This is a genomic window from Tenacibaculum sp. FZY0031, from assembly GCF_036350695.1.
GTDB lineage: Bacteria > Bacteroidota > Bacteroidia > Flavobacteriales > Flavobacteriaceae > Polaribacter.
In genome coordinates this window covers 265,001-285,447 of the sequence record NZ_JAZDVY010000006.1, presented here as the reverse complement: position 1 = coordinate 285,447, position 20,447 = coordinate 265,001, and the positions used below count along the sequence as shown (strand labels likewise).

Annotated in this window: 20 protein-coding genes; 3 read left to right on the top strand and 17 right to left on the bottom strand. The window is 32.6% G+C overall.

The genetic code is table 11. From position 1 onward, the window contains the following. Positions 1-160: 160 nt before the first annotated feature. Positions 161-787, bottom strand: a complete 627-nt coding sequence (locus tag V1T75_RS10765) for a 4'-phosphopantetheinyl transferase family protein (protein ID WP_330488547.1) — start codon at positions 785-787, stop codon at positions 161-163. A gap of 62 nt (positions 788-849) precedes the next feature. On the opposite strand from V1T75_RS10765, the gene ahcY reads away from it, so the two are divergent. The 3 genes from ahcY (at position 850) to V1T75_RS10750 (ending at position 4,823) form a co-directional block, all read left to right on the top strand. Further along, positions 850-2,166 (top strand): adenosylhomocysteinase, encoded by a 1,317-nt coding sequence (ahcY, locus tag V1T75_RS10760; protein WP_330488546.1) that lies wholly within the window; start codon positions 850-852, stop codon positions 2,164-2,166. A 138-nt stretch (positions 2,167-2,304) separates the two neighbouring features. Next, on the top strand, positions 2,305-3,687 hold the full coding sequence (locus V1T75_RS10755; RefSeq protein ID WP_330488545.1) for a DUF4200 domain-containing protein: 1,383 nt from the start codon (positions 2,305-2,307) through the stop codon (positions 3,685-3,687). A 62-nt stretch (positions 3,688-3,749) separates the two neighbouring features. Further along, complete coding sequence (locus V1T75_RS10750; protein WP_330488544.1) at positions 3,750-4,823, top strand: hypothetical protein; 1,074 nt, start codon at positions 3,750-3,752, stop codon at positions 4,821-4,823. 58 nt (positions 4,824-4,881) lie between these two features. Here the strand turns inward: V1T75_RS10750 and V1T75_RS10745 are convergent, their stop codons facing one another. The 16 genes from V1T75_RS10745 to V1T75_RS10670 form a co-directional block, all read right to left on the bottom strand. After that, entirely contained in the window at positions 4,882-5,388 is a 507-nt protein-coding gene (locus V1T75_RS10745) for a ferritin (RefSeq protein ID WP_330488543.1), read from the bottom strand. 82 nt (positions 5,389-5,470) lie between these two features. Continuing rightward, entirely contained in the window at positions 5,471-5,764 is a 294-nt protein-coding gene (locus V1T75_RS10740) for a hypothetical protein (protein ID WP_330488542.1), read from the bottom strand. Between the two features lie 102 nt (positions 5,765-5,866). Further along, positions 5,867-6,874, bottom strand: coding sequence for a TlpA family protein disulfide reductase (locus V1T75_RS10735; protein WP_330488541.1), 1,008 nt, complete (start codon positions 6,872-6,874; stop codon positions 5,867-5,869). A gap of 137 nt (positions 6,875-7,011) precedes the next feature. Then, positions 7,012-8,547 carry a YifB family Mg chelatase-like AAA ATPase gene (locus V1T75_RS10730; RefSeq protein WP_330488540.1) on the bottom strand — a complete coding sequence of 512 codons (1,536 nt, stop codon included), beginning with the start codon at positions 8,545-8,547 and terminating at the stop codon, positions 7,012-7,014. 40 nt (positions 8,548-8,587) lie between these two features. Further along, the gene (locus V1T75_RS10725; RefSeq protein ID WP_330488539.1) at positions 8,588-8,950 is read right to left on the bottom strand and encodes a hypothetical protein; all 363 of its coding nucleotides are present in this window, start codon (positions 8,948-8,950) and stop codon (positions 8,588-8,590) included. A gap of 31 nt (positions 8,951-8,981) precedes the next feature. Then, positions 8,982-9,554 carry a DUF4126 domain-containing protein gene (locus tag V1T75_RS10720; protein WP_330488538.1) on the bottom strand — a complete coding sequence of 191 codons (573 nt, stop codon included), beginning with the start codon at positions 9,552-9,554 and terminating at the stop codon, positions 8,982-8,984. Positions 9,555-9,630: 76 nt separating this feature from the next. After that, positions 9,631-11,592 carry a protein-disulfide reductase DsbD family protein gene (locus V1T75_RS10715; protein WP_330488537.1) on the bottom strand — a complete coding sequence of 654 codons (1,962 nt, stop codon included), beginning with the start codon at positions 11,590-11,592 and terminating at the stop codon, positions 9,631-9,633. A 25-nt stretch (positions 11,593-11,617) separates the two neighbouring features. Then, positions 11,618-12,931: a tRNA lysidine(34) synthetase TilS gene (gene tilS, locus V1T75_RS10710; protein ID WP_330488536.1), complete on the bottom strand. Its 1,314-nt coding sequence runs from the start codon at positions 12,929-12,931 to the stop codon at positions 11,618-11,620. An 11-nt stretch (positions 12,932-12,942) separates the two neighbouring features. Further along, on the bottom strand, positions 12,943-13,767 hold the full coding sequence (locus tag V1T75_RS10705; RefSeq protein WP_330488535.1) for an alpha/beta hydrolase: 825 nt from the start codon (positions 13,765-13,767) through the stop codon (positions 12,943-12,945). Then, a complete protein-coding gene (locus V1T75_RS10700) occupies positions 13,767-14,279 on the bottom strand; it encodes a hypothetical protein (RefSeq protein ID WP_330488534.1) in 513 nt (170 codons plus the stop codon). Before V1T75_RS10700 ends, V1T75_RS10705 begins: the two co-directional genes overlap by 1 nt. Before the next feature lie 67 nt (positions 14,280-14,346). Further along, a complete protein-coding gene (gene pabB, locus V1T75_RS10695) occupies positions 14,347-15,663 on the bottom strand; it encodes an aminodeoxychorismate synthase component I (RefSeq protein ID WP_330488533.1) in 1,317 nt (438 codons plus the stop codon). 91 nt (positions 15,664-15,754) lie between these two features. After that, entirely contained in the window at positions 15,755-17,914 is a 2,160-nt protein-coding gene (locus V1T75_RS10690) for a peptidase domain-containing ABC transporter (protein ID WP_330488532.1), read from the bottom strand. Between the two features lie 367 nt (positions 17,915-18,281). Further along, a complete protein-coding gene (locus tag V1T75_RS10685) occupies positions 18,282-18,794 on the bottom strand; it encodes a TlpA family protein disulfide reductase (protein ID WP_330488531.1) in 513 nt (170 codons plus the stop codon). A gap of 68 nt (positions 18,795-18,862) precedes the next feature. After that, on the bottom strand, positions 18,863-19,501 hold the full coding sequence (locus tag V1T75_RS10680) for a hypothetical protein (RefSeq protein ID WP_330488530.1): 639 nt from the start codon (positions 19,499-19,501) through the stop codon (positions 18,863-18,865). 246 nt (positions 19,502-19,747) lie between these two features. Then, entirely contained in the window at positions 19,748-19,945 is a 198-nt protein-coding gene (locus tag V1T75_RS10675; RefSeq protein ID WP_330488529.1) for a hypothetical protein, read from the bottom strand. 23 nt (positions 19,946-19,968) lie between these two features. Continuing rightward, complete coding sequence (locus tag V1T75_RS10670) at positions 19,969-20,166, bottom strand: hypothetical protein (protein ID WP_330488528.1); 198 nt, start codon at positions 20,164-20,166, stop codon at positions 19,969-19,971. Positions 20,167-20,447 lie beyond the last annotated feature (281 nt).

The following is a 20,447-nucleotide window of genomic DNA, read 5'->3' as shown; positions in this document are numbered from 1 at the left end:
ATTGTTCCTAATTAGAAAGATGCAAAGTTACTAAAGTTAAGTTGTTGTTACGCGGGAAAGGTTTTGGGAGTTTTTTTGGAGTGGCAAAGTTTCAGAGTCGCAAAGATGTAGAGCTTCAAAGTCTCATGGTGGCAAAGTTGTGATTCAGAGTAGGTATTTTTTAACAAGCACACACGCAGGTGAATCCTTCCATTTCTAAAAAGTGGATGTCGTACTCAGAGGTTTGTCCTTCGTACAAGATTTTTCCAGTGGTTTGATTGGTATCAAAAGAGAAGTCTTCAATATAAATGTTTTCTAAGAAGAGCAATTTTTTCTTTCCGTAGATTTTATACAAACTTTCTTTGGCACCCCAAACAATGGTGAGTTTACTAACTAACGCATCGTGGTTGGCAATAGATTTGTATTCTTCTATGGGGGTGAATTTGTGTGCGATTTTTACAATTTTGTCGCGCTGCATTTCAATATCTATCCCCACAGGTTGTGTATCGGAAATAATAATTGCCGAAAAGATGAATGAATGGGTTATTGAAATAAATTTGCCGTCTTTTAAATGTGGTTTTCCGTAGCCATCGTACAGTAAATCATCATCGGTATAGCCAACTTCTTTTAGTAAATGGCGTACGCTCATAAAGCCTCTTTGGTGTAAATCGGACTTCATGCTGTTTACTCTTTGCTGATTTCCTTTTGTTAAAGAAACGCCGTTAGAAAGTTGTTCAAAAGATTCTTCAATCTTCCAAATCAATGCTTTAGCATGGTTGTTTACCGTTAATGTTTTGTAAAGAGGCATATTTTAGAAAGTTATTTCGTAATTTTGCGACTCAAATTTAAGATACATAAATATACAAAAATATGAGCACAAAAACCGCGACATATGTTCCTTACAAAGTTAAAGATATTTCTTTAGCTGATTGGGGAAGAAAAGAGATTGAATTGGCAGAAGCTGAAATGCCAGGGTTAATGAGTTTACGCGAAGAGTATAAAGATGAGCAACCTTTAAAGGGAGCAAGAATTGCAGGATGTTTACACATGACGATTCAAACTGCGGTTTTAATTGAAACGTTACAGGCTTTAGGAGCTGAGGTTACTTGGAGTTCTTGTAATATTTTCTCTACGCAAGATCAAGCTGCTGCGGCTATTGCTGCTGCTGGAACTCCAGTATATGCTTGGAAAGGTATGAACGAGGAAGAGTTTGATTGGTGTATTGAACAAACATTATTCTTTGGTGAAGATAAGAAGCCATTAAACATGATTTTAGATGATGGTGGTGATTTAACGAATATGGTTTTAGATAAATATCCTGAGTTAGCTCCTGGAATTAAAGGGTTGTCTGAAGAAACTACGACTGGAGTACACCGTTTATACGAGCGTGTTAAGAATGGAACCTTACCAATGCCTGCTATTAACGTAAATGACTCGGTTACGAAATCGAAGTTTGACAATAAGTACGGATGTAAAGAATCTGCTGTAGATGCAATTCGTCGTGCTACTGATGTAATGTTAGCTGGTAAAAGAGTAGTGGTTTGTGGTTATGGTGATGTTGGTAAAGGTACTGCGGCATCTTTCCGTGGAGCTGGTTCTATCGTTACGGTTACTGAGATTGATCCTATTTGTGCGTTACAAGCTGCTATGGACGGTTTTGAAGTAAAGAAATTAGAAACTGTTGTTGGTAAAGCTGATATCGTAATTACGACTACTGGTAACAAAGATATCGTTCGTGCTGAGCACTTCGAAGCAATGAAGGACAAAACAATCGTTTGTAACATCGGTCACTTCGATAATGAAATCCAAATGACTTGGTTAAATGAAACTTACGGAGATACTAAGGTTGAAATTAAGCCTCAAGTTGATAAGTATACTGTTAAAGGAAACGATATTATTGTATTAGCTGAAGGACGTTTAGTAAACTTAGGTTGTGCTACAGGTCACCCAAGTTTTGTAATGTCTAACTCTTTTACAAACCAAACCTTAGCACAAATCGAGTTATGGAAAAATTCTGATGCGTATAAAAACGAAGTATATATGTTACCAAAACACTTAGATGAAAAAGTAGCAAAATTACACTTAGCTAAGATTGGTGTTGAGTTAACTGAGTTACGTGAAGATCAAGCTGAATATATTGGAGTAACTGTTGAAGGTCCATACAAACCAGAACACTATAGATACTAGATTATAGATTTTTAGAATCAAGAATCAAGACATAAAAAATCCCGCAACATAGTTGCGGGATTTTTTTGTGTACATTTGCAAAAATATGCTACAGAAATGACTCCTTTTGCTATGAATCAATAATTTAAATTTTACAATATGAAAAGAATTATACTAACATTAGTATGTGTATGTTTTTATACAAGAATACATGCGCAATGGACAAACACGGGTGATAATACCACTACAGGTAAAGTAACGGCAAAAGAGTATAAATTTCCTATTGAGTATTTTGATTTTTCACAAATGCCAAGAACACAATTAAGTCCTATGAGTATCAAGCTTTTTGACGATTATTATACACAAAGACCAGGGGGAAGCTCTCCCGACAATAACTCTTATGGAACATTATTAGCTGTTTATGGAAGATCTGGTCATTGGGAATCAAATATTTATTTAGGTGCCACAACAAAGAAAATGTATTTTAGAACTAGTACATGGGGCGGTGGCGGTGCAGAGAATGGTGTTACAGGAGACTTTCATGAATGGAGAACTTTGTTAGATTCTAAGAGTGATGTAAAAACGAGTGGGCTGTTGAAAGTTGAAGGTAGTGGGAATCATTATATTTCTAATGGCAATGTTGGTATTGGTACAGCAACTCCTTCTACAAAATTAGAAATAGAGGGTGGTAATAATGACGGGACAAACGTACCCATACTTAGAATTTCAAATAAAGATGTAAATGCTGTTGATAATCAGGTGTTAGGAGAGATTCAGTTTTATAACGGAGACGTAGATGGAAAACATATAAGTTCCTTTATTAGAAGTTTAGCAAAAGAAACTTATGGAAGAAAAGGGAGTCTTGTTTTTGGAACAACAGGAGTGAATAGCACAGATGCTGTAGAAAAAATGCGTATCGATGAAAATGGAAATGTAGGTATTGGTACAAGTTCTCCTCAAACCCCATTAGATGTTAAAGGAATTATAAAATCTACAGATGGGGCTGGAAACACGCTTTTTATGTCTTCAAGTTCAACAGGAAGTTATATTAGAATGTTTGGAAATCAAAACTTTAATTTGAGAAATACAGGAGGTGTTTCAATGATAAATTTCAATGCAACAAATGGAGGTGCTTATTTTAAAGGAGATATGTCAATAGGAACTATTTCATTACCAACAGGCTATAAATTAGCAGTTGCAGGTAAAACCATTACCGAAGAAGTGAAAGTACAACTGCAAACCAATTGGCCTGATTATGTGTTTAAAAAAGACTATAAGTTACCAACACTTACTGAGGTAGAACAATACATTAACGAAAAAGGACACCTAAAAAATATTCCGAGTGCTAAAGAAGTGAATGACAATGGAGGAATTGAATTAGGGAAAATGAATGCCAAATTATTGCAGAAAATAGAAGAATTAACCTTATATACTATTGAGCAGGAGAAGGAAATTAAAAAGCTTAAAGCAGCTAAAAAAGAAAATAACGAATTAAAAGAAAGATTAAGTAAGCTGGAGAAACTCGTACAAAAATTATTGTAAATAGAAGGACTTTACTTGCGAAGTATCTTTTAGCTATGAATTAATAATTTAAATTTTACAATATGAAAAGAATTATACTAACATTAGTATGTGTATGTTTTTATACAAGAATACATGCGCAATGGACAAACACAGGTGATAATACCACTACAGGTAAAGTAACGGCAAAAGAGTATAAATTTCCTATTGAGTATTTTGATTTTTCAAAAATGCCAAGAACTCAAATATCTCCAATGAGTATAAAATTATTTGATGATTACAATACTCAAAGGCCTGGAGGGAGTTCCCCAGACAATAATTGGTATGGAACATTATTAGCAATAAATGGAAGATCTAATCATTGGGAAAATAATATTTACTTCGGAGCAGTTACTAAAAAAATGTATTTTAGAATTAGTAGACATACCGGAGCTATCGCAGAAAACGGTGTTCAAGGAGATTATAATAACTGGAGAACTTTGTTAGATTCTAAGAGTGATGTAAAAACGAGTGGGCTGTTGAAAGTTGAAGGTAGTGGGAATCATTATTTTTCTAATGGAAATGTAGGTATTGGTACAGCAACTCCTGAGCAAAAATTGGATATTGTAGATGGAAGTATTCAGTCAAGAAATACCGTAAATGGAAGAAAAATTAAATTAGATGCAGGAAATGGAAGTATTGATTTAACCGGAGGTACTATGCAACTTAATCGATTTAGTACTAATAATATTTCTTTAGCTAGAGGAGGTGGAAATGTGGCTGTAGGTACACTTTTAGCACCAACAGGCTATAAATTAGCAGTTGCAGGTAAAACCATTACCGAAGAAGTGAAAGTACAACTGCAAACCAATTGGCCTGATTATGTGTTTAAAAAAGACTATAAGTTACCAACACTTACTGAGGTAGAACAATACATTAACGAAAAAGGACACCTAAAAAATATTCCGAGTGCTAAAGAAGTGAATGACAATGGAGGAATTGAATTAGGGAAAATGAATGCCAAATTATTGCAGAAAATAGAAGAATTAACCTTATATACTATTGAGCAAGAAAAAGCATTACATGCTAAAGATGTTAAGTTAAAGAAGCTAGAAGATGAAACAGGAAAATTAAAAGAACGATTGGCGAGAATAGAGGCTCTTCTATTAAAAAGATAATAAAAAATCCCGCAACTTAGTTGCGGGATTTTTTTATGCTGTTTATAAACGTTTTGTTTTATTCAGTAGGAATACGCTCATCAATCATTTTTAATGGCATATCTTCCATTAAACCAATTAGGTCTAATATATCTCTTACTTTTTCTTCTTCTTCCGCTTGTTCTGTTACAAACCATTGTAAAAAGATTTCAGAAGTGAAATCGCCTACTTTTCTTGCGGTTTTAAATACGTGGTGAATAGATTTGGTAACTTCTATTTCTGCATCTAACGAAGCTTCAAAAATAGCTCGTAAGCTTTCAAATTCGTGAGCAACTTCAGTAGCTATAGGTGACATTGCACTACCGCCATTATCGTTAATGAATTTGAATATTTTCATCATGTGCTCTCTTTCTTCTTCCGCTTGCTTATAAAAGTATGCTGCGCTATTTCTAAGTTCTCTTTGATCGCACCATGATGCCATGGCTAAGTATTTAGAAGAAGCGTGTTGCTCCATCGTTATTTGGTGGTTTAGCAAATCAACTACTTCCACATCTAAAATCATGTCTCTTCTTATTGCTGTTTCCATAATATTTTGTTTAGTTTTAATACTATAAAGATACAGATTATAAGGCTTTAAAAAGAATGGAGTGCCTAATTTAAAGCTAGTCTTAGTAAAGGGTTTTCTGTTTGAAAACAGATAAAAGAAGTTCTCTTAACTCTATAAGTTGAGGTACTTCTAGGAATAATAGGTGTTTGTTGTCTGCTGCAAAAAGGAGTATGAAGTTGTCTCCATCGATAATCGTTTCTAATGATTCATAAGAAGCGTATTCTAATACTTTTTTCCTGAAGGCTAATAGCTGACAGAAAGTAAAGTCGATTACTTTATAGCCTAAATCTAGTTGGTAGCAGTTTCTGCCACCGCAAGATATTTTAAATGATAATTCTTCTATAAAAAAATTCATTCGGCAAATATAATTATTTTTAATAAATCTAAAGAAGAATAATATAAGCAATAAAAAAGCCCACTAATTAGTGGGTTTTTTTATTATAAACGTCTTTTAAGACTAGATATTTAATGATTCAAATAACTCAACTAATTTAGGATTAGAAGGTCTTGGAGCATTAGAGTCTACAATTTTTCCTTCTGGATCTAATAAAATAAATCTTGGAATTCCTGATACTCTGTACGCATCCATAAAAGCGTTGTCTTCTTTAGCATATAATTGTACACCCGATAATTCTTTATCAACAATCATTTTTTTCCAAGTTTCGTAGTCTTTTTGTCTGTCAACAGAAATACTTACAAACTCAATATTTTTATTGTGGTATTTTTCTTCAACTTTTTTTAAGAAAGGAATTTCGTTTTTACATGGTTGACACCAAGTAGCCCATAAATCGATATACACATATTTCCCTTTTAAATCATCTAAAGAAGTAGTGCCACCCGCATTGTTTTCATAATCAACAAACTTAGGAGATTCAGCACCTTTAGCTAAGTTTTTAGCAATGTATTGCTTGTCGTTATACATTTTAGTTAAGTACTTTTCTAAACCAGTAATACTTTGTTTTTGGTTTGCAACGAACGTAGAATCTAATGAAGCTCCTTCAAATCTTTTGTTAAAGTCGTCAACAAAAGAAGAAATTTTAGATCTGAAATCTAACTCCGGCAAATCCATTAATTCTTTATCTCCAAATAATTTTTCTTGATTTAAAGAAGATTGAGCTAAGAAAGCACTTTCTTCAAAACCAGCACCCGTATAAGTTATCGTTTCATCAAATTCTTTAGCATCAACTGTTACGTTAATATCGGCTCCATTTTTTAAGTATAAAGTAGCGTATTCTTTACCATCAAAAAGTCTGTAGAAACCATCTTTTACATTCATAGTATCTTTAAAGGTTCCGTCCTCACCAACTTTAATTACTTTGTTGAATTTAAATTGAGGGTTAGAAATAGTAACTGTTTCAGAGTTTTTGTTGGTAATTTTTCCAGAAAAAGTCACATAATCTTTTTGCTCCTCTTTACATGAAACTAAGGCAATAGAAAATGCCAATAAGTAAACTAGTTTTTTCATTAGGGTGTATGTTTAATTTTGCTGTTTAGCGTTATAATAAGCGTCTAAATTAGTGATTTTAAATGAAAGCACAATTTTTTAACATTTCCCTAACTGTTTTTTGAAGCCCTAGGCTTGCTTGAATTTTAATGTCATAATTATCCCAACCAACCTTCACGGTCTAGACTTCTGTATTGAATAGCTTCGGTAATATGTTCGGATTGTATGTTTTCGGAAGAAGTTAAATCGGCAATAGTACGAGATACTTTTAAAATTCTGTCATAAGCCCTAGCCGATAGGTTTAATCTTTCCATGGCTATTTTTAATAAGTTCTTACTTTCTTCTGATAATTTACAAAATTCACGAATTTGCTTTACATTCATTTGTGCGTTGTAATGAATGTTTTCAAAGTCTTTAAATCTAGTTGTTTGTATTTCACGAGCATGGGTAACTCTTTTTCTAATATCTACGCTACTTTCTCCTTTTCGTTCGTCAGAAAGTTTATCAAAAGGCACTGGAGTTACTTCAATGTGAATGTCTATTCTATCTAACAAGGGGCCAGAAATTTTACTTAAATATCGTTGCATTTCGGCAGGAGAGGAGGTGACAGGTGAGTCAGGATTATTGAAATATCCTGAAGGACTGGGGTTCATACTTGCTACTAACATAAAACTACTAGGGTAGTTTACAGTAAAACGAGCGCGTGATATGGTAACTTCTCGATCTTCTAAAGGTTGGCGCATTACTTCTAAAACAGTACGTTTAAACTCGGGTAGTTCATCTAAAAATAACACACCATTATGTGCCAAAGATATTTCACCTGGTTGCGGATATTGCCCTCCACCTACGAGTGCAACATCAGAAATAGTATGATGTGGAGAACGAAAAGGACGCTGATACACCAAGCCAGTGTTTGTTACTTTTCCAACTACAGAATGAATTTTTGTGGTTTCTAAAGCTTCTTGTAAGGTCATAGGAGGTAGAATGGAAGGCAAACGTTTTGCTAACATTGTTTTACCCGCTCCTGGAGGTCCAATAAGAATAATATTATGTCCGCCAGCTGCAGCAATTTCCATACAACGCTTTATAGATTCTTGTCCTTTTACATCAGCAAAATCAAATTCTGGAAAGTTGATATGTTTGTAAAATTCAGCCTGAGTATCAACGGTTGTAGGTTCGATTTGCTTGTTGCCATCAAAATGATTGACAACTTCCATAATATTGTCTACTCCAAGAATATTTAAGTCACTAACAATAGCAGCTTCTTTAGCATTCTCTTTGGGTAGGATAAAATGTTTAAAGCCTTCTTCACGTGCTTTGATAGCTATGGATAAGGCTCCTTTTATGGGTTGTAAACTTCCATCAAGAGAAAGTTCTCCCATAATAATATATGCATCAATATGTTCTGATTTTATTTGATTGGAAGCCGCTAAAATCCCAATAGCTAAGGTTAAGTCATAGGCAGCACCCTCTTTACGAATGTCGGCAGGTGCCATGTTAATAATAATTTTCTTTCCAGGAAATTTGTAGCTGTTGTTAGTTAAGGCAGCAGAAATTCGATACGAACTTTCACTTACAGCTTTATCAGGTAACCCCACCAAGTGGTATCCTATACCTTTATCCATATTTACTTCAACAGTAATTGTAGTTGCTTCAATACCAAAAACAGCACTTCCATAGACTTTTACTAGCATATTTTTCTCTTTTCGTTAAAGATAGAGAAAAAAATAAAAGTTATTGTAATTGCATTTGCTGTGGAGTCCAACGAGTTGGATTATTCTTTTTTAAGAAGCCTTTTAAAAGATTGTTGTTCTGATAATCGATATAATCATCATAAATTAAGGCTGTGGGCTTTTTACTAAGTTTGTTAAATGGGATAGAGAAAGTATTGTTGTCAATATCTTGTTGACTTACAATAAAAAATGAGAATCCTGTTAAATCTAGATTTTTGTTTATTGTTGATGAATCATAAAAAAGAGTTGATACCTTAGAAAAGGTGTAAATACTTTTAGGTGTTTTCTCTTTTTTATCGACTTCTTGGGCAGTAGCAGTAAACATAGCTGCTATTAAAAAAAGGGTGGTGATGCTATTTTTCATAAAGTTCCATTTATAAAAAGAGTACCAATAACTATGCCTTTTTCGACATAGGAAAGAGGGACTTATATATTTTACGGATGCCAATAAATATTAAAATCACTGCAATAACAGCTACTATAGGCAAAAAAATGGAAAAGGCAGTCATTACTATTGAAGTGCCTGTTTCTACAGTTGAAATAACAGGGTTGGCAATTCCACCAGTTGTTGCGGTAGAGCTAAGTCGAGTAGAAGCAGCAGTGCCCTTAATGGCTGTAGCGGTTCCTCCACCAGCTATAATTGCCAAAGCCCAAGTGATTACCGGAGATAAATCAGCTACAGTTGAAACCATTACAGCAGTACCAGCAATAGCAGCTAATGGAATTGCTACAGTATCGAGTAAGTTATCAAACCAAGGAATATAATAGGCAAATATTTCTAATATTGTAGCGACTCCCAAGGTTATAATAGCTGGTGAACTAGCTACCCATAGCCAGTTTTGATTTAAAGGGATAAGGTTATAATATCCTGCTAAACTCAATGCAAATAGCGGTAAAAACACTCTAAAGCCTACTGAAGCGGCTAAGCCTATTCCTAAAAATATACTGATAATAGTTTCTGGTGTCATATATTTTTTATTGAAAGATATAAAAAAAGCCTCTTTTTAAAAAGAGGCTTTAAATATTATAATACGAATACTAAAATTAGTTAGCGTTGAATCTGTCTAAACCAGTTTTTAACCAATTGTAGTAAGTTGTATGATCTGTATATTGTTGAGGTGAGTTTAATACCTCTAATTCTGGACTCATTAACACATAGAATGGTTGAGAAGCTGTTTTAAAGTTAGCAGCTTGTAAAGTTGCCCATTTATCACCATAAGTTCTAATTCTCTTTACTTTTCCATTAGATTTGATAAAGTCGAATTGCTCTTCTTCTGGTAACATTCTTTGGTGGTCATCTACATATAATGAAATTAATACATAATCGTCATTAATTAAAGAGTAGATGTTTGGTTGACTCCAAATATTCTCTTCCATTTTACGACAGTTAACACATGCCCATCCTGTAAAATCTAATAATACTGGTTTGTTAACTGATTTTGCGTAAGCAATACCTTCATCAAAATCTTTAAAACAATTTAAGTTAAGCGGACAGTGATTGTCTTTTTGATAGATACTGTGGAATTTAGGTGGAGCAAATCCACTTAATAATTCATTTTGACTCCATGCTGGTTTCTCCATAACACCTGGTGCTAAATACACCGCTAAACCTAATGCACCGATTCCTATTAACACTCTAAAAAGAGTCATTTTTCCATATCGTTTACCAATAAATCCAAATAAGTAAAGAGCTAATAAAAGTGCAATTAAAGCCCAGATACCAATAAAGATTTCTCTTTTTAATAATCCCCAGTGACCTACTAAATCAGCATTTGATAAGAATTTGAAAGCAAAAGCTAATTCAATAAACCCTAAAACAACTTTAACAGTATTTAACCATCCACCAGATTTTGGTAAGGTGTTTAACCAGTTAGGGAACATAGCGAACAAAGCAAATGGTAATGCTAAAGCTAATCCAAACCCTACCATACCTACTGATAATTGCATAGCTCCACCGCTTAACGATCCTGCTAATAATGACCCTAAAATTGGTCCTGTACAAGAGAATGATACAATAGCTAAAGTTAATGCCATGAAGAAAATTCCGATTACTCCTCCAATATTAGAAGCGCTATCTGCTTTATTACTCCAAGAGCTAGGTAATGTTAATTCGTAAAAGCCGAAGAACGAACCAGCAAAGAATATTAGAATAACAAAGAAGAATAAGTTTAACCAAATGTTCGTTGAAATACTATTTAATATTTCAGGATCTAATGTATCTAAGAAATGGAAAGGTAAACTTATTAACCCATAAATTAATACGATAAAGAAACCGTATAAAACAGCACTACCAACACCTTTTCCTTTTTTCTCGGTACGTTTGGTGAAAAAAGATACCGTTAAAGGAACCATTGGGAATACACATGGGGTTAAAAAAGCTAATAACCCACCTACAAAACCTAATAAGAAAATATTTAATAGGCTATTGTCTTCCTCTTCACCTGAGCTTGATTCAGTTGAGCTTTTTAATAAAACAGTGTTTTTTAAGTCTAAGTTTAAAGTTTGAGATAACTCTTTACTTTTATCATCAACTTCAGCAACAGTTTGTGCTACTTCTTCTCCGGTTAATGAAAATGTAAAATCTTCATCAAAAGGTAAACAGTATTCCTTACATACTTGCGCGTCAAGATTTAAGGTGATTTTTGTTAAAGTAGTGTCAGAAAGAGTAATTCGTTGTACTATTTTACCTTCTTCAACAAAAAAGATTTCATCTTTTCCCCAGATTTCACTAAACTGAGTTTCTGTTTCACTTTCTTTGGCTTTACCATTTAAGGTATATCCAGATTGTCCTTCTGCTGGTGTAATTGTCATAGGTAGTGAAGCATCTTCTGGATTATACTGAGAGTATAAATGCCAGTCTTCAGCAATTAACACGTCAAAAATTAAGTCGTACTCAGTATCAGAGATTTTCTCTACTTTAGGAGTAACAACTACGGGGTTATCATCAGATTGAGAATAAACCGCTAAACCTATGAATAATAAAAATAGAGTAAAGAATTTTTTCATTCTATATGTAGTTTGATGGGGTTAATTAAATACTAATTTTTAATAGTTTGGTTGTTTTTTCTGTGGGTAAAAAGCGTCTATCTTGTCGTTTTCCTACTATCCAAATAATCTCGTTTTTACTGGAACAGAGCAACCAAATTTTATTTTTGTTTACTATTGATATTTTTTCGTCTTTAAAATACTTACTTACTTTTTTTTTGCCTAACATGCCCTTAGGATAAAAAAAGTCACCGGATTTCCACCGTCTAAGTTTAAGGGGGAAGTTAAGTAATTCATTATCAACGTAAATACTTTTATTGTCAGTATTTGTTTTCCTTTGAACCCTTTTTAGTAGCAGCTTAATTGGCGCTGTAATTTCTTTGTTTTCCTCCCTACTAATGAAATATTCTTCCTCGAAAGAACTTTTTTCATTAGTGCGTAAAAGTAATAAAAAATCTCTGTCTTTCCACAAAGTATAAAATTTTGTTAAAATTTGCTTGCCAGATTGTGCATAAATCAAGTTGTAAACATCGTTCCATTCCTTGAATTCATAGGGCTTTAACAGCTGATATAGGTATGCTTTTGGATTGGATAATTTTAACAGTTTTTCAATGCTAATTTTTAACAAATCACCCTCGTTTGAGACTATTTTATGAGTAATTTCTGCTATTTTATCATTAACAATTTGTTGAGATTCTTTTAAATGATCAATTGTTTTGTTGAAATTGTTTAAGATATTGGGATTCAGTTCTTTTAGTGTTGGTGTTATTTGATGACGAATCTTATTTCTCAAATATTTAGTTTCTGCATTACTTTCATCTTCCCGCCATTCAATATTGTTGTGTTGAGCAAAGGTTAGAATCTCTTCACGAGAAAAAGGAAGTAACGGTCTAATGATATTTCCATTAATTGAAGGTATTCCAGTCAAACCTTCTAATCCCGTACCTCGAGAGAGATTAATTAAAAAGGTTTCTAAATTATCATCAGCATGATGCGCTGTTAATATATAATCAAAAGTATTTTCTTTGCTTAAGGTGTCAAACCAATGGTAACGTAACTCTCTTGCTGCTAGTTGTGTTGATAATTTATTTTTAGTTGCATATTCATTCGTGTTAAAGTGTGTTGTAAATGTTTGAATGCTCAAGCTTTTTCCTAATTCTTTAACAAATACTTCGTCTAAATCACTTTCTTTTCCTCTTAATTGAAAATTACAATGCGCTAATGAAATATTGAAATGTAGCTGATGTAATAGGTGTACTAGTACCACACTATCAACTCCTCCTGAGATAGCAATTAGCAACTTTTTTTCTTTTAAAAAAGAAAATTGTTCGTCAATATGTTTTGCTAATTGTTGGAGCATGGAAATAATAATTATTGTAATTGAGTGTTTAGCCAGTTTACAACATCTTGTAACATTTCTTCTTTACATAAGTCATTTTGTAATTCATGATACCCACCTTCGAATAATTTTATACTAGCTTTAGTAGTATTGTTTGCAAAAGCTTCTGTGCCTTTGTAATCAATAATTTTATCACCTGTACCATGTAATAAGAACATTGGTGTTTTTAAAGAGGAGGCATTTTTAATAGCCCATTCACCAGCATCAATAAAAGATAAAGAAAAATTAGGACTCACCTTATCATGAACTAATGAGTCATTACGATATTTTTCAACTTCAATAGGGTCACGAGATACATCATTAGCATCTAACTCATTTCCTAAAGTAACAGAGGGAGCTATTTTTTGCATTACTTTTCCCAACGAAAGTTTCCAAGCAGGTGGCTGAAAAGCCAAACGTAAAAAAGGACTGGTAGCGATGACTCCGTTTAGATGGTGATTTTCTCTAAGCGTGTAATTAATTACAGTGTTACCTCCCATAGAATGCCCATATAAAAAGGTAGGTTTGTTACCAAAAACCTCTTTCGCTTTTTCAATTAGTTTGGTTACACTTTTTAAAACATAATTGTAACCTGGGTTATGTCCTCTTTTTCCTGTTGTTTTTCCATGTCCGAAGTGATCAAAAGCAATTACTCCAAAATTATTATCAGTAAGCTTTTTTGCGACGTGTTCATACCTTCCAGAATGTTCTCCCATTCCGTGAATAATTACAACGATGGCTTTAGCAGTTTCTGGTTGCCAATATTGACCAAAAAACTCAGTTTTATGAAAATTGAATGTAAATGTATGGTGTGTCATTAGTCTCTAGTAATGTTTCCGTCTTCTAAAATATTAAAAATAATAGTAGAAGGAGCGTCAGAAATATATTCAACTAATTCAATACTGTTTTTATTAAGAGTAGAGGTGGTTTTTAACATTCCTTCTGCTATTTCATCATAAGCCAATACTTGACTATTAATTATATTGAATTGTTTATCGTAAGTAACCAACATAGAGATTAACTCAGTATTATTTGGATAGAAATAATATACTACCGATTGAAAGTTTTCTGATATTTTAGGAAGATAAGAAATACCAATTTTAGCGTTTTTCTCATTTAATTGTTCTTCGAAAATTGAAGGAAGTTTTAAAAGCTCTTGTTGTGGTTTGGTTAATAATTTACCCTCTACATGATTGCTAAAGTTTGTACTGTCAACCAAAGGAACATTTTTAGTAGGATAGTCGTTTAAAAATGAATACTTGTTTGCTTTACAAGACGTCATTGATGCAATAATAGCAACGAACAGTATAAGTTTAATTGTGTTTTTCATCTCTTTATTTTTTGTAATAGTTTTTTGATTAGAAATACTTTTTTCTGAGTATTTGCTATAAATATAGTTAACTTTTGTTAGTGTGCGTTAAAACATATTTCATAGCCTTGGCTTTGAGTAAGCATTCTTCATACTCCTTTTCTGGAGTAGATTTTGCTGTAATAGCCCCACCAACGGAGTATGAAACGTATTTGTTATCGGAATTGTATAAAATACTTCGGATAACTACGTTAAAATCGAAGTCACCATTTGGAGTAAAATAGCCTATGGTTCCAGAGTATAAACCACGTTTGGTTTCTTCTAATTCTTCAATGATTTTCATGGCAGAAATTTTTGGAGCTCCAGTCATACTCCCCATTGGAAAGGTGTCTTTAATTACATCGACTGGATGTGTGGTGTTCTCAATTTCTGAAACGATAGTAGAAATCATTTGATGTACTTGCTTAAAGGAGTATACTTTACATAGTTCTTCTACGAAAACACTTCCTTTTTTAGCTGTTCTCGATAAGTCGTTACGAACTAAATCTACAATCATAATATTCTCTGACCGTTCTTTTTCGTCACGAGCTAAATCAAAAGCTATTTTTTCATCTTCAATCGGGTCAATTAAACGTTTTGCTGTCCCTTTAATAGGTTGCGAAATAATTTTAGAATCTTCTTTTCTAAGATATCGTTCGGGAGTTGCTGATAGTAGGTAATGATTGTCGTTTCTAAAAAACGTTGCAAAAGGAGGTTCTGATATTTTGTTTAATTGTGTGTATACTCTATAGGGATTTATAACAGTGTTTTCTGCATAGAATTCTTGACAGAAGTTAGCTTCATAAATATCTCCTCTATGTATATGTTCTAATACTTTTTCTACTTTTTGATGGTATTCATCTTTATGGATACGTAATTTTATTTTTACGTCATCAGTTCCCTCTTGTTGAGAATGATCAATAGAAGGGTTCGTTTCAATAATGTCTTCAAAATCTTCTTCCAATTCATCATCAATCATTTGTAAGTAGTGAAATTCAACTGTGTTTCCTTTGATGAAAATTAATTTTTGAGGTTGAAAAAAATACAAGTCAGGAAAATGAAGCCCGTCAAAATTATTAGAGGTTAGTCTTTCAGTATCATTTTTAACATCATAACTAATGTAACCAAAGATGTAGTCTTTGGTGAAAGACTGATATTCTTTTAGTTTATCAAAAGCATTATAGTAATCTGTTTTGATAGAAGTAAACTCTTCTACAGCCAAAGCGCAATCAAAAGAGCTGTATTGTTGCTCATAGTTATTAGAATCTAGCCAAATAGCTGTTTCAAATTGTGTAGCCCAAACAAACAGTTTTTGCTTGAAGAGCTCAGGGGTGTCTATAGAAAAAATACGGACGGTTCTTGACATCGCCACAAAAATAAGAAACCCGATAGAAATACTGCTATCGGGTGTAGGTTTTATACGATTTTAAAGTTTATTCTTTTTGTTGTAAATTCAACTAGTTGATTCCTAGTTCTTTCCAGTGGTTACTGTAAAAATTTGAGGTTTCTAATAATTGTTCATGGTTTCCTTTTATAGTGGTTTCTCCTTTTTCTAATACATATATCGTATCGGCATATTTTTTTAGGGTTTCTAAACGGTGGGAAATAAATAGTACGCCCATTTGCTCTTTTAATTTAGTAATTAATTGGATACTGAATTTTTCAGTTTTTCTGTCCATAGCAGCAGTGGCCTCGTCTAAAATTAGTAGTTGTGGTTTTTTATATAAAACACGTGCTAGGGCTATGATTTGTTTTTGTCCTCCTGATAAATTCACTCCTTCTTCTCCTAGTATGGTAGCATATCCTTGCGGAAACTCTTTAATGAATTCTTCAAAACCGTGTTCTTGACAAAATTTCACAATGTTTTCTGGGGTGTCTTCTCTTCCTAATAAAATATTGTCTAATACATTGCCGTTAAAAATGGTGATTTCTTGTGGTACAACTCCTACTAAGTTTCTCCAGCTAGTTAACTCAATATCGTTAAGAGTGTCTTTTTTGTTGATAATGATTGTCCCGTTTTCAAAATCGTAGAATTTCTGTAGTATTTGTCCTAAGGTACTTTTACCGCTTCCGCTTTCTCCAACAATTGCTGAGAGTTCTCCTTTTTTTATGGTAAGGTTTACTTTTTTTAGTAGTTGACTTCTGCCTGCAAAACGAAAAGATAGGTCGTTTATTTGTAGGTGTTCAAAATTTGTGAGTTCTATTGTTCCTTGTTTCTCTTTTTCTATCGATGTAAACTCAAACATACGGTTAAAGGCTATTTTTGCTTCGTTTATAGGTATGGTAATTAGTGCTAAGTTGGTTATTGATGGTAATAGCGAGCCTGCAATACCTAATATTGCCATTAGTTCTCCTAATAGCATTTGCTTTTGATATACTTGGTATGAGGTATATGATAAAATAGCCATTAAAAACAAGACTCCTGCAATACCTGAGAGTAGTGCTAAACGTACATTTATTTTGCCTAAATCAACAATTTTATTTTGCAGGTTACCAAATACTAATTGATTTATCTTTTGAAAGAATGATTGCCTGTTGTAGTTTTTTATAGTGGCTATGCCTTGCATTGAGCTGATGTAATTGCTTTCGTTTAGGGCATAACTTTGCATGACTTCTTTTTGCGATTTGATAATTTTATGATTGAATCGGTATATTATGAAAAAGTAAATAGGCAAACTAACCAAAGCGATAATACCTACTTTCCATGAGTAGAAAAATAAAAAACCAAACGATACTAATACAACTAAAGCATCAATAACTACATTGCTGGCTATGAACTTGATTACTTTTTGCACTCTGTTTGTATCGTTTAATCTCGCTACTAATTCTCCTATTTTACGGGTGTCAAAAAAAGGTTTTGGTAAATGGAGTAAAGAGGTGTAAAAAGAGTCAATTATTCGGTTGTTGAAGTCTTTTGATTGTCTTATTAATAACAATTCTCTTAAGGAGGTAAAGCCAACTCTTACTAGTAACAAAAAGGTTAGAAGCCCAATGCCCGATATTAATTTTTTGGTGTTTTGTGATGGTAAAATATCATCGATTAGTTTTTGAGAAAATACAGACATTGCCATTCCTAATACGGCAATTCCTACTCCTAGTACGATACTTGTGGTGAGTAATTGCTTATCTTCTTGTAATAGTTGAAAAAACCATTGTTTTTTTGACTTTTTTGTTTCTTCCGCTTTTATAAATTTTTCGTTAGGGCTTAGGGTTAAGCAGGTTTTAGAAATCCATATTTTTTCTAGTTCTTCTTTAGTAAGGGTTGAAATTCCTTTTCCTGGGTCGCCTATGATGAACTGGTTGTTTTTAAACCCATAACAAACCACGTAGTGTTGTAATTTGTTTTCTAGAAGTACGTGTAGTATTAATGGGGCATCATGATCTATCAATGCTTGAATGTCTGCTTCGTTACCTTGTGCTGTAAAACCTATTTGGTTGGCAGTTTGATATAGACCTAATAAGGTGGTTCCTTGGCGTGTTGTACCGCTTAATTCTCTTAATTTTTCTATGGAGTTTGCTCCTCCGTAATATTGAATTAACGATAATAAACAGGCCACTCCACAATCAGATTGGTCATGTTGTAATACATGGGTTTTATGAATGTTTTTTTTGTTCATAAATTTATTTTCTAACAGGGTTTACACAGTTTTTACAAAAAATAAGTCACTATTTAACTTTTAAACTTTTCAATTATGTCGGTTTCATTTTTTTTTTGATAAAAAACGAAACAAAAAATCAAGTCTAAACAAGGAAATTACTCCGTATCGTTCTCTCAGTAAACTTCATGCGTTGTGCTCCGCACCGCAATTCTGTTTCTTCGTTCACTATTTCTACGTTTAGACAGGGATACTGCTTTTTGGTAATGATATATTTACTATAACAATACAGTATCTTCTCCTTCATTCAAATCAACAAAACATTTCTTTTGTCTAAAATTTACTTTTCATACCATTAAAATGTATTTTTTCTTTCATGCCATTTTTGTTACGGAATGACTTTTAAAATATCTTCTATTTTGGTAGCTCCTTTAAATTTTTGCAGTAGTTCTTGGTTTTTGTTATATACTACGATATAGGGTATAGAGTTTACATCGAAAATAGTGGCAAACTTAGCCTTGGTATCTTCTAAGAAAGTAACATTTTTTTGATTATCTAATTTATAGCTTATAGCAAACTGTATGATTTGCTCTTTTTTTTCATAAGAAACAAATATCAATTGCGTGTGTTTAAAATCTTGTAAGCGTTTTTGAATTTTTGTAGCTTCTGATTGACAATAGTCACACTCAGTATTAAAGTATACAAAAATCGTAGGTTTGTTTTGTAGGTTGTTTTGTGTAAAAATTTCTCCGTTTAGGGTTGTAAAAGAAAAATTAGGGATGGTTTTAATACGTTCAGCGACCTCTTTTTTATGGTTGAGCTTGGTGGTTATTTTATAACCTAAAAAAGTAACAACTAATACCAATACAATTCCTATAAACAATTTTAGTTTTTTCTTCATTATATTATTTTTATTAACTATTTTTTCATTTCGACTACGCTCAATGAACTTTTTGAACTAACCTTAGACTAGGTTAGGTTTAAGGTTAAAAACATCACTAACCCTAACCAAATAACCAAACCAGTACCATAACTAGCTGCGGTGATTTCAAAACTTTTCCAATAGTTGTTTTTTAACAGTTTGTGTACTCCATATACCAGTACAAAAAAGTAGGCTATTTCAAATAAGTTAATGGTTTGTAAAGGGTATATAAGCCAAGGTTCTAAATTTTCAATATCTAAAAAATTAATATAGCTTAGAGGATAAAACTGCTGAATGTCTTGTAAGGTATAGTCTGTTTTTATAAATAAAAAATATAGTAGTTTTACAAAACCTACCAATACTAATACAAACTCTCCTAATAGGGCTGCTCTAAATAATTGTTTAAATTTTATCTTGTTTTCAGTGTCGTAGAAAAATAACCCTATGTTTAAGCATAAAGCTACCAAACCAGACCTTAATAAGATTATTAAAGGAATTATTAAGTGAAATAACCATTCCCAGTTGTTTTTTTTCTCGATTGCTTCATTAAGCAAATCTTGTGATAAATTTTCAATATAATATTCGTAAACTAGTTTATTAATATTTAATGTATAGTTAGTAATCTCTATGCAAAAAATAGAGATTACTGAAATTATAATTAATATGATGTAGTTTCTCTTATACATAAATATTAATTTTCTCCCTTTTTATTAAGAATAATAGTCTTCTCAAGATATACCAAAATAATTAATGCTATTATGATTAAAGGAATTGATACTTCTATTGTAAAGACTGATTCTGATACAATGAAATAAGATAGAATACATATAATTATAAATAAAACAATAGAAATACTCCGATAATATTTAATTTTCATATTTAAAATTTTTAAAGGCATTGTAAGAAAAATCAAACAATGCCTAGCTTAATTTTTAAGCTCTTAATGCTGCTGCTGTTCCACAAGCTATAAGCGCACCTGCTAAAACAACATTTGCTCCAGGTACAGCAGAACCTACTGCTATTGCATATATTGCAATACCTCCACGAGCAAGAGTTAAACCTGCACATAATCCATCAAAGAATCCTTCTCCATGAATATTTTCCATTTGATTTAATTCTAATCTTTTCATACTTCGAAAATTTTATTTATTATTTAACAATCCTTATTAAAAACTCCATTAATCCATGTTGCAGCAGCTCCAGCTATATATATTGCACCACCTATTCCAGTGCCCCCTGACGCGGCAGTAATAAAACCTCCAATAAGAAGTCCCGCAGCTAACCCAAATCCGCCAGAACAAGAAACTCCACCATGAAGTAATTCCATTTGATTTAATTCTAATGTTTTCATTTTACTATAATTTTTAATATAAATGCTATTATGAGTAGTATAATTTTAACCATTTGAATAGCATTTAATAATTTAACTTTTCCATGATTTCTTTTTAGTCACTCATAGCTTTATGACCATTCTTGCGCAAAAATATTTTTAGCACCCTTACGGTATTAACTTTTAGGTTTGTTAAGAAATAATGTAGAATTTTCGGTAATCAGCAATTTCGGTAATCAGCAATTCTTTTTTTTAATTTCTCTAGCGAGACCAATTTAAAAACATATTTTTAGAAAACAAAC